Source organism: Thiofilum flexile DSM 14609, from assembly GCF_000380185.1.
Taxonomy (GTDB): Bacteria; Pseudomonadota; Gammaproteobacteria; order Thiotrichales; family Thiotrichaceae; genus Thiofilum; species Thiofilum flexile.
The window spans coordinates 48556-61450 of sequence record NZ_KB904756.1 but is presented as its reverse complement, the minus strand read 5'-3'; the positions used below and the strand labels follow the sequence as shown (position 1 = coordinate 61450).

Genomic DNA, 12895 nt, shown 5'->3' with positions numbered 1-12895 from the left:
TTATCAGCACCGCCTGAACTAGCACCGAGCGAGATCATGCGTCGGATAAAGGGACGTAGTGCGACCAAGCTGTTTGAGAGTTATCCTGATTTAAGGAAGCGCTATTGGGGACAGCATTTTTGGGCACGGGGTTATTTTTGTGCGACCTCAGGTGAGCTGACCGAGGAGATGATCAAGGCGTACTTAGAGCATCATTTTGAGCCAAGGATAGATGACAACTTTAAGACAGAAAACTAGACGGGTCTATTCGACCCGTATCCGGACTTTAGTCCTTGTCACTAACCCTTCAGCTTTAGCTGATGGTTGTTAAGTTTATTTTATTGAACTAGCCGCCGCCATTTTTGGGACAAGTAGTCATTATCAGATATTGCAACGCTGGCAACTATGGCTGGCGGGTTTAGTCAATCGGCAGGTACGAGATGCAGCAGAGTTATTGCCACGTTATGCGGTGGATACCATTTTTGTTTCAGACAAATTTAAAACCCGTTTTCCCGATTTTAATATTACGACTTTGCGAACTGGGCTAGAATCGATTCGGGCTGAAATGTCATAAATAATAACAGTACAGAGCGAGTAAATGATGCAAGAAATCTATATCAGTACCGACGTTGAAACCGATGGCCCTATTCCTGGCCCACACTCTATGTTGAGTTTTGGCTCGGCTGCTTATACTGCTGATAAGACACTATTGGCTATTTTCAGTGCGAATCTGACTACCCTACCGGGTGCCACCGCCGATCCGAAAACGGCGGCATGGTGGGCGACTCAGCCCGAAGCGTGGGCAGCCTGTCGGATGAATACTGAGCCAGCCGAGCAGGTCATGCCTCGCTATGTGCGTTGGCTCAAATCCCTTCCCGGACGCCCCGTATTTGTGGCCTATCCTGCTGGGTTTGATTTCCTATTTGTCTATTGGTATCTGATGCGCTTTGCTGGGGAAAGCCCGTTTAGTCATTCCGCTTTAGACATTAAGTCGTTTGCTATGGCAATGCTGGGCACGGATTATCGTGCTAGTACCAAACGCAATATGCCAAAACGTTGGTTTGATAAATTACCCCATACCCATGTAGCGTTGGATGATGCCATTGAACAGGGGGCGCTGTTTTGCAATATGCTGCAAGAAAACCGTAAGCCACGCTAGCGTGCTGCCCCATTAATGATGATAGGACGCATGATATGACTAAAAGTATTCTTCACGTCGTTACCAACGTGGCTCATTATGATGACCCTTCCCATCCCACCGGATTGTGGTTATCTGAGTTAACCCATGCGTGGGATGTATTTGCAGCAAAAGGTTATAGCCAGCGCATTGTTAGCCCCAAAGGTGGGCTATCACCCCTAGAACCACGCGCATTGAAATGGCCTTTATTAGATGCTTCAGCCAAAGCATGGATGAGTGACAAAACGAAAATGGCGCTACTCACCAATACGGCTAGCCCTGAACAGATCGACCCTGAAGCTTTTGATGCGATCTATTTCACCGGCGGGCATGCGGTGATGTGGGATTTTCCTGATAGTGTCGGGTTACAACAGATTACTTGTACAATGTGGGAGAGTGGGAAAATTGTCGCAGCAGTATGTCATGGCTATTGTGGGTTATTGAATACACGCTTATCAGATGATTCGCTCTTGGTGGCTGGGCGACATTTAACTGGCTTTTCTTGGCACGAAGAGGTGTTCGCTGGGGTAGCTAAATACATGCCCTATAATGCCGAGGCGCAGATGAAAAGCCGGGGAGCATTGTATAATAAAGCATGGCTGCCCTTTGTATCCCATGTAGTAACGGATGGGCGACTTGTGACGGGGCAAAACCCCGGATCCGCTAAGGCTACGGCTAAACAAGTGGCAAAATTGCTAGGTACATAAAGCCATTATTCTCCTCAATATAATTAAGACAAAGTTTTAGGCTACATAATAGTAGACGCTTAGGATTATTATCTCCTTATAATAGCCCTTATCTTAATCTGCTAGCGAGCCATAGCCATGTTTGACTATCAAGCTTTATTGCCACAATTCGCTCCCTTAAATAGCCAGCAAGTGCAGGCTGTATTGCAATCAAGCCCTTATTTACAAGAGCAATTGACACGTCATCCTGAATGGATTGAGAGTCTAGTGACTAGTCAGGTGTATGCAGACGGCGAGCTTTATCAACGGATTCAAAGTGAGTTGGCGGATATTGCGGATGAAACACTCTTACTAAAACAAGTGCGCTGGATACGTCATTGTGAAACCGTGCGCATTGCTTGGCGGGATTTAATGAATCTTGCGCCACTTGCAGAAACGATGCGCGATTGCTCGGATTTAGCGGATGCGCTGGTCGAGGCGAGTTTAACCTGGTGGTATAAGGATTTTTGTGCCAAACACGGTGTACCCCGTAGCAAAGAAGGTGAGGCTCAACACCTAGTTGTCTTAGGCATGGGCAAGTTAGGCGGGCAAGAGCTGAATTTTTCTTCTGATATTGATCTCATTTTTGCCTTTCCTGAAGCCGGCATGACGGATGGACGTCGTGAGCTGGATAATCAAACCTTTTTTGTACGCTTAGGGCAAAAGCTTATTAATACCCTTGGTGCGATTACGGCTGATGGCTTTGCCTATCGAGTAGATATGCGCTTGCGCCCTTTTGGTGATGCCGGTGCTTTAGCCTTATCGTTTGATGCTATGGAGCATTATTATCAAACGCATGGGCGTGAATGGGAGCGCTATGCCATGATTAAAGCACGGGTCATGGCGGGCGATAAAACACAGGGGGCGGAGCTAATGCAGCGCCTGCGTCCCTTTATTTATCGGCGTTATTTGGATTATGGGGCGGTTGAGCAGTTGCGAGATATGAAGGCCATGATCAACCGCGAGGCCGAGCGTAAAGGTAAAGCGCAAGATGTCAAACTAGGGCGGGGTGGTATTCGTGAGGTCGAATTTATTGCTCAGGTCTTTCAACTCATGCGTGGCGGGCGGGAGCGTGAACTACAATTGCGCAGTTTATTGCCAACTTTGGCTTGCCTTAAACAATTAGATCTACTGTCTCAAGAGGATGAGCAAGCGCTACAGGATGCTTATTGTTTTCTACGACGAGTCGAAAATCATCTGCAAATGTGGAAAGACGAACAAACTCACGCGTTACCTAATGATCCAACCCAATGCGAGTTATTGGCTCAATCCTTAGGTTTTAATGACTGGGATAGTTTTCTCGCCGTATTAAATAATAAACGTGAGATTGTACATGCTTTATTCCGGCGTGTGTTTGCCATGGATGAAAGCAAAAATCCTCCTATGGATGATAAGGGGGCAAACAATACTCTGGAGTTATGGTCGGGCAGACTGTCTACTACTAAATCAGCTAAGCTTTTGAGCGATCTAGGTTATAAGGATATTGATATTATCCAGCAGGTACTGAGTGATTTACACGAAGGACGGTTGTATCAAACCTTAACCGAATTAGCTCGTACCCGCTTAGATCGACTGATGCCGCATTTAATTGTGATTGCTGCCCAACAAACCGACCCCGATAGCGCTTTATGCCGTAGCATTACGATTATTCAGGCCATTGCTCGGCGCTCGGTTTATATGAGTATGTTGAGTGATCATCCTGAAGCCTTAGCGCAATTAGTTAAATTAGTGAGTCATAGCATTTGGTTGACGACACAATTAGCTCAATATCCCATTTTATTAGATGAGCTACTCGATGCTCAAACGCTCTATCGCCCACTAGATCGCACGGAATTATATAAAGCTTTGCACTATATGATGGCGCGGGTAGACGAAGAGGATACTGAGCGCGTAATGGAGCAACTGCGTCAGTTTAAAAATACCCAGATTTTGCGCGTGGCAGCGGCGGATATTAGTAAAGCTTTGCCGGTGATGAAAGTATCGGATCAACTCACTTGGATTGCTGAGGTGATATTAGAGTTCACTTGGCAGAATGTGTGGAATACTTTAAGTGCTAAATCAGGTATCCCAACCTATCAGGTCAATAATGAAACCAAGCAAGCCGGTTTTGCCATTATTGGCTACGGTAAACTAGGGGGAATTGAGTTAGGTTATGGTTCTGATTTAGATATTGTTTTTCTACATGACTCTGAGGGTGAAAAGCAAACTACTAATGGCGATAAACCGCTAGACAATGGGGTGTTTTATACCCGTCTATCTCAGAAAATCATTAACCTGCTGTCGACCTTTACTCACGATGGTAGGCTGTATGAAACGGATACCCGTTTACGCCCTAGTGGTGCCTCAGGGCTATTGGTGAGTAGCATAGAAGCCTTTCGCAAATATCAATTTGAAAAAGCATGGTTGTGGGAGCATCAGGCGCTCTTACGCGCTCGTGCTTTGACGGGTTCTAATACGATTTGCGAACAGTTTGAACAGATTCGGCGCGAGGTGCTGTGTCAAAAACGTGACCCAGAGGTAGTCAAGCAAGAAGTCTCCGCCATGCGCCAAAAAATGTGGGAAAACTTTAGCTCAAAGTATAGTAATACCTTTGATATTAAAAAAGATCCGGGTGGAATTACTGATATTGAGTTCATTGTGCAAGGTTTGATTCTCATGCATGCCGCTACTTGTCCAAAACTAGTCGAGTGGAGTGATAATGTGCGGCAATTGGAGTCATTACAACAATGCGGCATTTTACCCCCAGAAGAGGCAACACAGTTAGCCGATATTTACCGCGCTATGCGTAGCTGTATTCATACCCGCAATCTTCAAGCTCAAGACACCAAAGTTCCGAGTGAATGGTTTAAACAGGAGCGTGAATTTGTCCAAGCCACTTGGCGGCATTATTTCAGCTAAGTGGTTCTTTTTTCCCGTTTGTCTGCTGTTATTAGAGGGGTAGTGAGTCACTACCCTACAATAAACTTATCCGCGCTAATGATTAATATGAGGCAGATAAATGGGTGTTCGACGGTGGCTCTTATCAGGATTATTCCTAAGTTTATGCTGTGCCCTAGCACAGGCTGATGTGTATCGCTGGAAAGATGCTAGTGGCAGAATTATTTATGGCGATAATCCCCCAGAGGGATCTAAAGGTGCGCCCTTAGATTTACCCCCACTCACCATTTCTGATGGATTGAAAGCTCCTGAAGCACAACAGTCTCAAGCTGAAAAAACCACACCTACCCCAGCAGAGCCCGAACAAAAAAAAGACGTCAAGTATGAGTCATTTGAGGTGACTGCTCCCCAAAAAGACGAAGCTCTAAGAGCTAATGATGGAACGATCAGTATTAGCTTAAAACTAGAACCCGACTTACAATCGGGGCACAGTGTTATCCTTTATATAGATGGTAAGCAAGTTGCTGATGGTACAGAGTTAAATTACAGCATCCCTAATTTAGATCGCGGTACACATACCATGTTTGCAGTGATTAAAAACAGTGAGGATGACATTCTGATTAATACGGAAGTGACAACCTTTCATGTATTAAGAGCAAAAAAAAAACGTAAGTTAAAGACTACTGAAGATGAAACATCCTCTAAGTAGGCGTTAGAAGAGTATTTCAAAAGTAAGTGACTGCGAGTGAAGTAGTCGCTTACTCCGTTACAGCTTTAGGGCGCTGTCCAAAAATAGCCGTTCCAATCCGTACTATAGTCGCCCCTTCTGCAACAGCAGCTTCCATATCATCGCTCATACCCATTGATAAGGTATCAAGTGCAAAACCTTGTTGATTTAACTCCTCTAAGAGCCGTCTTAATTGAGCAAAGACCGCACATTGGCGCTCAAAATCCGGTTCTGGGGCAGGGATAGCCATTAAACCGCGTAATTTTAGACGTGGCAGTGCTTGTACCTGTTTAGCTAGATTGAATACTTCATCGGGTTGAAGTCCTGACTTAGTAGCCTCACTACTTAAATTGACCTGTAAACATACATTTAAATCAGGATAATTCATCGGGCGCTGTTGGCTTAGGCGTTCAGCAATTTTTAGCCGTTCTAGGGTATGCATCCAATGGGCAGTCTCAGCCACTAATTTAGTTTTATTGGCTTGTAGGGGGCCAATAAAATGCCACTCCAGATCTGAGTACTCTGCTAAAGCTTGCGCCTTAGCCACCATTTCTTGCACATAATTTTCGCCAAAGGCTCTCTGCCCCGCATCATAGGCCGCTTGAATCGACTCAATAGGATGAAACTTGCTGACAGCGACTAATTGCACACTATTAAGTGGACGCTGAAAACGCTGTTCTGCATGATGCAGACGCTCACCGATTATCTGGAGATTGTCCTGAATGGTCATGATATGTGGTAGATTTTCCGGTATGAATAACAATAAAAATATTACGCCACGATGGATATTACACAGCTCTTAGCTTTTGGCGTGAAAAACAACGCCTCTGACCTACATCTTTCTGCCGGTTTACCCCCGATGATACGGGTAGATGGCGAGATTCGCCGTATTAACTTGCCCATTTTGGATCATAAACAAGTTCATTCCCTCATTTACGATATTATGAATGATACTCAGCGCAAGGTATACGAGGAGCGTTGGGAGTGCGATTTCTCTTTTGCCGTCCCCGGTGTGGCGCGTTTCCGTGTGAATACCTTTAATCAAGACCGTGGGGCAGGTGCGGTATTTCGTACCATTCCAAGCCAAGTGCTGACACTAGATCAATTAGGTGCTCCAGCTATCTTCCGCAAAATCGCCGGTAACGCGCGGGGTTTAGTCCTCGTCACAGGACCTACGGGTTCGGGTAAATCGACGACTCTTGCTGCTATGATCGACTTTTTAAACGAAACCGAACATGGGCATATTCTCACTATTGAAGACCCCATTGAATTCGTCCATGTGGGTAAAAAATGCCTGATTAATCAGCGTGAGGTACACCGTGACACCCGTGGGTTTGAAATCGCACTGCGTTCAGCACTACGTGAAGACCCCGATATTATTATGGTGGGGGAGATGCGCGACCTTGAAACCATTCGTTTAGCCCTCACCGCTGCTGAGACTGGACACTTAGTCTTTGGCACCTTGCACACCACTAGTGCAGCTAAAACCATCGACCGGATTGTGGATGTATTCCCGGCGGCGGAAAAAGATATGGTACGCACCATGCTTTCAGAGTCGTTACAAGCGGTTATTTCGCAAACGCTGTTAAAAAAGAAAAATGGTGGGCGGGTTGCGGCACATGAAATTCTGATTGGTAATCGCGCGATTCGTAACCTGATTCGGGAAAATAAAATTGCCCAAATGAACTCTGCGATTCAAACCGGACAAAATGACGGTATGCAATCCCTTGATCAGTCACTTAAAGACTTAGTAACACGCGGTATCGTTGATCGCGAAGTCGCTAAGCGTAAAGCTGAGAACCCACTTAATTTCTAGGGAGTAAGTCATGGATCGTGATTCAGCCTTATCTTATGTACACCGTTTGCTGAATGCTATGTTGGAAAAAAAAGGCTCCGACCTTTATATTACCGCTGATGCTGCTCCTTCTATTAAAATCAATAATGAAATCGCCGCCTTAACCTCGCAAGTCTTAAATGATAGCAATGCGGCGATGTTAGTACGCTCGGTGATGAATGATAGGCAGCTACAACAATTTGAGGAAACCTTAGAGGGGAATTTCTCGCTAAGCTTGCCCGGTAAAGCCCGTTTTCGGGTTAGTGCTTTCACGCAGCGCGGCTGTATAGGGATGGTGATTCGTCATATTCCCCACCATATCCCTAATCTAGAAGAGTTGAACTTACCGCCCGTTTTAAAAGAATTAGGGCTAACCAAACGCGGCTTAATCTTAATCGTTGGTGCGACTAGCTCAGGTAAGTCAACCACCCTAGCCTCCTTAATTGATTACCGTAACCGCACTCAAACGGGGCATATTATTACCATCGAAGACCCGATTGAGTTTGTACACGAGCATAAAAAATGCCTGATTACACAACGGGAAATCGGGGTGGATACGGCAGACTATCACACGGCTTTAAAAAATACCTTACGCCAAGCTCCTGATGTGATTCTACTCGGTGAAATTCGCGACCGCGAAACCATGGACTATGCCATTGCCTATGCAGAAACAGGGCATTTATGTTTATCCACCTTACACGCTAATAGTGCCACGCAAGCACTAGATCGCATTATTAACTTCTTCCCTGAAGAGCGCCGTGAGCAATTATTAATGGATTTATCCTTTAATTTACGCGCGGTCGTAGCACAGCGTTTGGTGCGGGTTGCTAAGGGTGAGGGGCGTTTGCCAGCCGTTGAGGTGCTGATTAATACCCCACTCATTGCTGATCATATTCAAAAAGGTGAGGTTGCTGCACTGAAAGAAGCCGTGTCTAAATCCCGTGAAGCGGGTATGCAAACCTTTGATCAAGCGTTATTTGATCTGATTGAGCAACGCCATATTACGGTGGCGGAGGGCTTTAGGCATGCGGATTCTGTCAATGAGTTACGTATTAATCTGAAACTCAAAAGCCGCTTTGCTAAGGATAATGATTTCTTCCGTGGTACGGATGAGCTAGCCATCGAACCGATTTAAAGGATAAGCCATGATTGCCGAAACGATCATTATGAACGCCGATATGCGTATTACGCCTCTCCTGCATATGATGGTGAAACTACAGGCCTCCGATTTATATTTAACCACCGGAGCCTATGCTTCTTTAAAGGTACGTGGGCAATTACAACGCATTACCCGTGATCCCTTACGTCCGGGTAATATTCGCCAACTCGCAGAAGAAGTGCTCACTCGCTCTGAAATCGAACAGTTTTTTACCCAACGTGAATTAAATAAAGCGCTCACTTTGAAAGATATTGGGCGCTTTCGGATGAATTTATATTTTCAACGCGGTGAAGTATCGATGGTCATTCGCCATATCCGCAATCGAGTCGCGAATCCCGATGATTTAGGTCTTCCTCCGGTACTTAAGCAAATGGTAATGGGGCGTGATGGTTTGGTGCTATTTGTAGGAACCACGGGTTCGGGTAAATCCACCTCAATGGCGGCCTTGATTCAGTATCGCAATGAACGCCATCCCGGACATATTCTGACCATTGAAGATCCGATTGAATATACCTTTACCCATGGGCAGTCGATTATTGGGCAGCGTGAAGTCGGGTTTGATACCTTAAGTTATAGCAATGCCATGCGTGAGGCGATGCGTGAAGCGCCCGATATGATTATGGTCGGAGAAGCGCGGGACTTAGAAACTATGGATGCGGTATTAGGCTTTGCCGATACCGGGCATTTAGTGCTGTCAACCTTACATGCTGCCAATACAGTACAGGCGTTAGAACGGATTTTGTATATGTTTCCTAATGATACAAAAAACCGCCTACTGATGGATTTGTCCTTGAATTTACGTTGTATTATCGCTCAACGCCTCGTCCCCGGACTGGAGGAGGATAAGGTTTATCTTGCCACCGAGGTATTGATTAATACGCCCTATGTAGCCGAGCTGATTCGTAAAGGTAAAATTAGTGAACTCCGTGAAGTCGTAGAAAAAGGCAGTGCCGATGGTATGCAATCGTTTGATGCCTCACTACTGCAACTCTATCAACAAGGCAAAATCTCCCATACTCGCGCCCTAGAGTTTGCTAGCTCTAAAAATAATCTTGAATGGCAGCTCAATTTTGGTGATACCGAGCCAACGAATACGGCATCCCGCCCTAGATCCGATGAATCTATGCCTATTCTAGATGTAGGACTTGATGATCTTGGCGGCTTTAATGTATTAGAGCCAGTTACAGTCACCCCCTAGGCAAATGATAAGATGGGTAGATCGAGCCGTTGCTGCAAATCGGTCACATTATCCATCTCATTAGGTTGGGGGTGAATACAATTTAAAATCACTCCCAGCACGGTTAGGCCGCGCCGCTGTAACACCTCTACTGCCATCAATACATGATTGATGCAGCCTAATTTATCCTCAGTAATGAGCACTACAGGTAGCTTAAGTCTCTGGGCTAAATCGGCATTTAAACCATCCTGAGCGATAGGCGAATAGACCCCTCCCGCCCCCTCCACATAAAGCCATTGCTGCGGAGTATGGCTTAAAGTGGCTGTCACTAATTGTTCTAAAGTCAGCTCTTTCTCTTCTAAACGGGCAGCACGATCCGGTGCTAAGGCAGCTTTAAATCGATAGGGACAGACTTGCGCTAAAGCAGATTCTGGCAATTGAGCGGCTTGTAATAATTGCCACGCATCAGTTTGGGTTTCATCTACAGGCCAGCCAGATTCGACGGGTTTACGCGGGGTAATGTTTAAGCCGAGCTTTTTAAGCTCTCGAATTAAGTAGGTGCCTACAAAGGTTTTACCCACTCCGGTATCCGTACCTGTTACAAAAATACCGGGCTGATCCACTAGGCTTCTTAGCCAAGTATCAACAATAACTCTATTAGGCATAACGTTTAGCATGTCCTTTCGCTGTAATACTCGCTGCCCACATTAATAAGGCACCTAACACGGTAATGCTCGCGGCGAGGATTAATGAGGTTTCAAAATGCCCCTGACGCTCTGCTAGCCATCCTGCAAAGGCAGGTGCCACGACCTGAGCAACTCCAAAACAGGAGGTCAATAGCCCCATAAGGGTAGTCGGGCGTGATCCGGCTAGTCGTCCACCGTAAATCAATACCATCGATACAATCCCAATCACCGTCCCGCCAAATAAAATCGCCCCGACAATAGCCAATAGTTCCGAATGGCTAATAACGGGCAAAATAATACCTAAGGCTTGTACCAAATAAGCACTAATTAAAGCGGGGAAGTCACCAATACGTTTAGCTAAGCGTGTCCAGATCCAGCATGAGGGTGCCATTGCTAAACCTACTACTAACCATGCATAATCGCCTAAATGGGGAATGGTGGTTTGTCTTTGTAAAATAGCGACTAAAAACGTAGCACTAATTACATACCCCACCCCCGCACAAAAATAAGCGGCGGCAAATAAAGTCAAAAATGGTTTAGAAATAGGAATAGCTTTGGCTTGATTAATGGCTTCCTGTTTAAGAGGATGAATAGACCACTCATTAAAACGTAGGGCAGGTGCGCCTAAAAGCAGAATAATCATGCCACTACTGATCCAAAGCTCCGCCCATGTTTGCGTACTTTTAAATAGCAATACCCACAATGCCCCCAACGCTAGTCCTAAACCAATGGCTGAGAAGTGTATGCTCATACGTTGTACACTTTGCGCCGGAGGGGTTGCTAGCATTAATAGGCTAGTACCAATAATCATCCCCCCCACACTACATAGCCCACTCACAAAGCGCATTAGCATCCACAGCCATTCGTTTTGAGTGAAGCCCATCATCATATTGGTGAACGCGGCTACAATAACCGAGAGCCGTAATAGTGTCTTTTTCAGCTCTAAACTATGCACTTGCGTCACGGCTAACGCTCCGAGCAAATACCCCACATAATTAGCGGAGGCTAAATAACCCGCCCAGTCATCCCCGAAGCCAGTTCCTTCCTGCATCAGGGGTAAAAGAGGGGTATAGATAAAGCGTGCCAAGCCAAACGTGGTTAATAAAGCCGCCATACTCGCTAATAAGGCAAAACGCTCGGAAGAATGAATAGACACCACCTAATCTCCTAGTCTTGTAGTAGGCTAATACTACACTGACTCGCGGCTATACTTGTTTATTTTTAGCGTCATAGGCAGCGCGGGCAGCTAAAATCTCATCACCATTATGTTCAGCCCAATGAATCAATACATGTACAGTACTAGACAAGGTTTGTCCTAAGGGAGTTATCGCGTACTCGACCGTAACGGGTACGGTGGGAAAGGCTGTGCGCGTGATTAAACCATCACGTTCTAAAGTCTTTAACGTTTGTGACAGCATCTTTTGCGAGATACCCTCAATCTCACGTAGTAATTGATTAAAGCGCACCGGCTGATCACGTAACCGATCTAAAATAAACATCGTCCACTTATTCGAAATGCTGTCAAACATTATGCGCGAGGGGCAGGCGCTGGCATACACATTGTAATTATAGTCAGGCATTCGTTTTTCAAGCTCCAGTATCATGGGGGTAACTAGGTAACACTAAGGTGCACTCTTTTTATCTACATTACAATTATATATCATCTCTCCTATAGATTGTTAGTTACTTAAAGTTACTTATAGGAGTTTTTAAAATGGGTAAAATTTTAGTTATTGGTGCCAATGGCACGATTGGTCAGCATTTAGTACCCGCTTTATTAGCCAAAGGGGCAACCGTCAAAGCCGCCTCACGTAATGGTAAAGCACCAGCGGGTGCAGAAGGCGTAGTATTTGATTATGCGACTACCCCTGATTTCAATAACTTGTTTGCAGGTGTAGAGAGTGCCTATGTAATGGTTCCAGCGGGTTATCTCAATGTGGTGGACTTGCTCACTCCGATTATTCAAGCCGCTGCTCAACGCAAGATCAAAGTTGTCCTCCAAACAGCATTAGGAGTTGATGCTGATGATTCTATTCCCTATCGCCAAGTCGAGTTATTGTTGGAGCGCTCAGGCACGCCTTATGTGATTTTACGTCCTAATTGGTTTTCTGATAATTTCCATACCTATTGGCTAGCAGGTATTAAGCACGGTGTCATTGCCGTACCTGCCGCACAGGGGCAATCGAGTTTTATTGATGTGCGTGATATTGCCGATTCTGCTGCTGCAGCTCTAACGCGCAATGATGTCAATGGCAAAGCGTTTAATCTCACGGGTGCTCAAGCACTGAGTTATGCAGATGCGGCTCGCTTATTATCAGCAGGTTTAGGTAAAACCATTAGCTATCAAGCCGTTAATGATGAGACCTTTGTTACCCAATTAACCGGAGCAGGTGTACCGGAGGCTTATGCAAGGTTTTTAGCGAGTATTTTCTATCCGGTACGTGAAGGTTGGACAGCAGGTGTCTCTAGTGCGGTAAAGGATTTAACCGGACACGAACCGCGCAGCCTAGCAACCTATATTCAAGATAATAAAGCTAAATTTAATTAAACCTTA

Annotated in this window: 14 protein-coding genes; 10 read left to right on the top strand and 4 right to left on the bottom strand. The window is 45.5% G+C overall.

Translation table 11 applies throughout. From position 1 onward, the window contains the following. From tnpA to A3IK_RS0106190, 6 genes are all read left to right on the top strand, one after another. A partial coding sequence (gene tnpA, locus A3IK_RS18720) for an IS200/IS605 family transposase (RefSeq protein ID WP_020559117.1) occupies positions 1-237 on the top strand: 237 nt, incomplete at its 5' end. Positions 238-367: 130 nt separating this feature from the next. Continuing rightward, positions 368-553, top strand: coding sequence for a hypothetical protein (locus A3IK_RS0106210; RefSeq protein ID WP_020559116.1), 186 nt, complete (start codon positions 368-370; stop codon positions 551-553). Positions 554-577: 24 nt separating this feature from the next. After that, positions 578-1138, top strand: a complete 561-nt coding sequence (locus tag A3IK_RS0106205) for a 3'-5' exonuclease family protein (protein WP_020559115.1) — start codon at positions 578-580, stop codon at positions 1136-1138. Between the two features lie 35 nt (positions 1139-1173). Further along, positions 1174-1863, top strand: coding sequence for a type 1 glutamine amidotransferase domain-containing protein (locus A3IK_RS0106200; RefSeq protein ID WP_020559114.1), 690 nt, complete (start codon positions 1174-1176; stop codon positions 1861-1863). A 117-nt stretch (positions 1864-1980) separates the two neighbouring features. Then, entirely contained in the window at positions 1981-4779 is a 2799-nt protein-coding gene (glnE, locus tag A3IK_RS0106195) for a bifunctional [glutamate--ammonia ligase]-adenylyl-L-tyrosine phosphorylase/[glutamate--ammonia-ligase] adenylyltransferase (protein WP_020559113.1), read from the top strand. A gap of 100 nt (positions 4780-4879) precedes the next feature. Next, positions 4880-5467, top strand: coding sequence for a DUF4124 domain-containing protein (locus A3IK_RS0106190; RefSeq protein ID WP_020559112.1), 588 nt, complete (start codon positions 4880-4882; stop codon positions 5465-5467). 49 nt (positions 5468-5516) lie between these two features. Here the strand turns inward: A3IK_RS0106190 and A3IK_RS0106185 are convergent, their stop codons facing one another. Then, the gene (locus tag A3IK_RS0106185) at positions 5517-6215 is read right to left on the bottom strand and encodes a YggS family pyridoxal phosphate-dependent enzyme (protein ID WP_026220834.1); all 699 of its coding nucleotides are present in this window, start codon (positions 6213-6215) and stop codon (positions 5517-5519) included. A gap of 51 nt (positions 6216-6266) precedes the next feature. On the opposite strand from A3IK_RS0106185, the gene A3IK_RS0106180 reads away from it, so the two are divergent. The 3 genes from A3IK_RS0106180 to A3IK_RS0106170 are packed head-to-tail and all read left to right on the top strand — an operon-like array spanning position 6267 to position 9676. Then, positions 6267-7301 (top strand): type IV pilus twitching motility protein PilT, encoded by a 1035-nt coding sequence (locus A3IK_RS0106180; RefSeq protein WP_020559110.1) that lies wholly within the window; start codon positions 6267-6269, stop codon positions 7299-7301. A gap of 10 nt (positions 7302-7311) precedes the next feature. Further along, the gene (locus A3IK_RS0106175) at positions 7312-8454 is read left to right on the top strand and encodes a PilT/PilU family type 4a pilus ATPase (protein ID WP_020559109.1); all 1143 of its coding nucleotides are present in this window, start codon (positions 7312-7314) and stop codon (positions 8452-8454) included. A gap of 10 nt (positions 8455-8464) precedes the next feature. After that, positions 8465-9676, top strand: a complete 1212-nt coding sequence (locus A3IK_RS0106170; protein WP_020559108.1) for a PilT/PilU family type 4a pilus ATPase — start codon at positions 8465-8467, stop codon at positions 9674-9676. Here A3IK_RS0106170 and bioD read toward each other — a convergent pair. The 3 genes from bioD to A3IK_RS0106155 are packed head-to-tail and all read right to left on the bottom strand — an operon-like array spanning position 9673 to position 11870. After that, entirely contained in the window at positions 9673-10320 is a 648-nt protein-coding gene (gene bioD / locus A3IK_RS18715; protein ID WP_020559107.1) for a dethiobiotin synthase, read from the bottom strand. The two genes, A3IK_RS0106170 and bioD, sit on opposite strands and share 4 nt — an antisense overlap. After that, positions 10313-11497 (bottom strand): YbfB/YjiJ family MFS transporter, encoded by a 1185-nt coding sequence (locus tag A3IK_RS18710; RefSeq protein ID WP_162596621.1) that lies wholly within the window; start codon positions 11495-11497, stop codon positions 10313-10315. Before A3IK_RS18710 ends, bioD begins: the two co-directional genes overlap by 8 nt. Positions 11498-11546: 49 nt before the next feature. Next, a complete protein-coding gene (locus tag A3IK_RS0106155) occupies positions 11547-11870 on the bottom strand; it encodes a winged helix-turn-helix transcriptional regulator (RefSeq protein WP_281167265.1) in 324 nt (107 codons plus the stop codon). 185 nt (positions 11871-12055) lie between these two features. Between A3IK_RS0106155 and A3IK_RS0106150 the strand changes: the two genes are divergently transcribed. Next, entirely contained in the window at positions 12056-12889 is an 834-nt protein-coding gene (locus A3IK_RS0106150; RefSeq protein WP_020559104.1) for an SDR family oxidoreductase, read from the top strand. The last annotated feature ends 6 nt before the right edge of the window (positions 12890-12895 follow it).

Bases quoted from the DNA above. Each gene is read 5' to 3' on its own strand.
- bioD (WP_020559107.1), bottom strand. From the start codon at position 10,320: ATGCCTAATAGAGTTATTGTTGATACTTGGCTAAGAAGCCTAGTGGAT.
- A3IK_RS0106175 (WP_020559109.1), top strand. From the start codon at position 7,312: ATGGATCGTGATTCAGCCTTATCTTATGTACACCGTTTGCTGAATGCT.
- A3IK_RS0106185 (WP_026220834.1), bottom strand. From the start codon at position 6,215: ATGACCATTCAGGACAATCTCCAGATAATCGGTGAGCGTCTGCATCAT.
- A3IK_RS0106200 (WP_020559114.1), top strand. From the start codon at position 1,174: ATGACTAAAAGTATTCTTCACGTCGTTACCAACGTGGCTCATTATGAT.
- A3IK_RS0106205 (WP_020559115.1), top strand. From the start codon at position 578: ATGATGCAAGAAATCTATATCAGTACCGACGTTGAAACCGATGGCCCT.
- A3IK_RS0106190 (WP_020559112.1), top strand. From the start codon at position 4,880: ATGGGTGTTCGACGGTGGCTCTTATCAGGATTATTCCTAAGTTTATGC.
- A3IK_RS0106150 (WP_020559104.1), top strand. From the start codon at position 12,056: ATGGGTAAAATTTTAGTTATTGGTGCCAATGGCACGATTGGTCAGCAT.
- A3IK_RS0106155 (WP_281167265.1), bottom strand. From the start codon at position 11,870: ATGTTTGACAGCATTTCGAATAAGTGGACGATGTTTATTTTAGATCGG.
- A3IK_RS0106170 (WP_020559108.1), top strand. From the start codon at position 8,465: ATGATTGCCGAAACGATCATTATGAACGCCGATATGCGTATTACGCCT.
- A3IK_RS0106180 (WP_020559110.1), top strand. From the start codon at position 6,267: ATGGATATTACACAGCTCTTAGCTTTTGGCGTGAAAAACAACGCCTCT.
- glnE (WP_020559113.1), top strand. From the start codon at position 1,981: ATGTTTGACTATCAAGCTTTATTGCCACAATTCGCTCCCTTAAATAGC.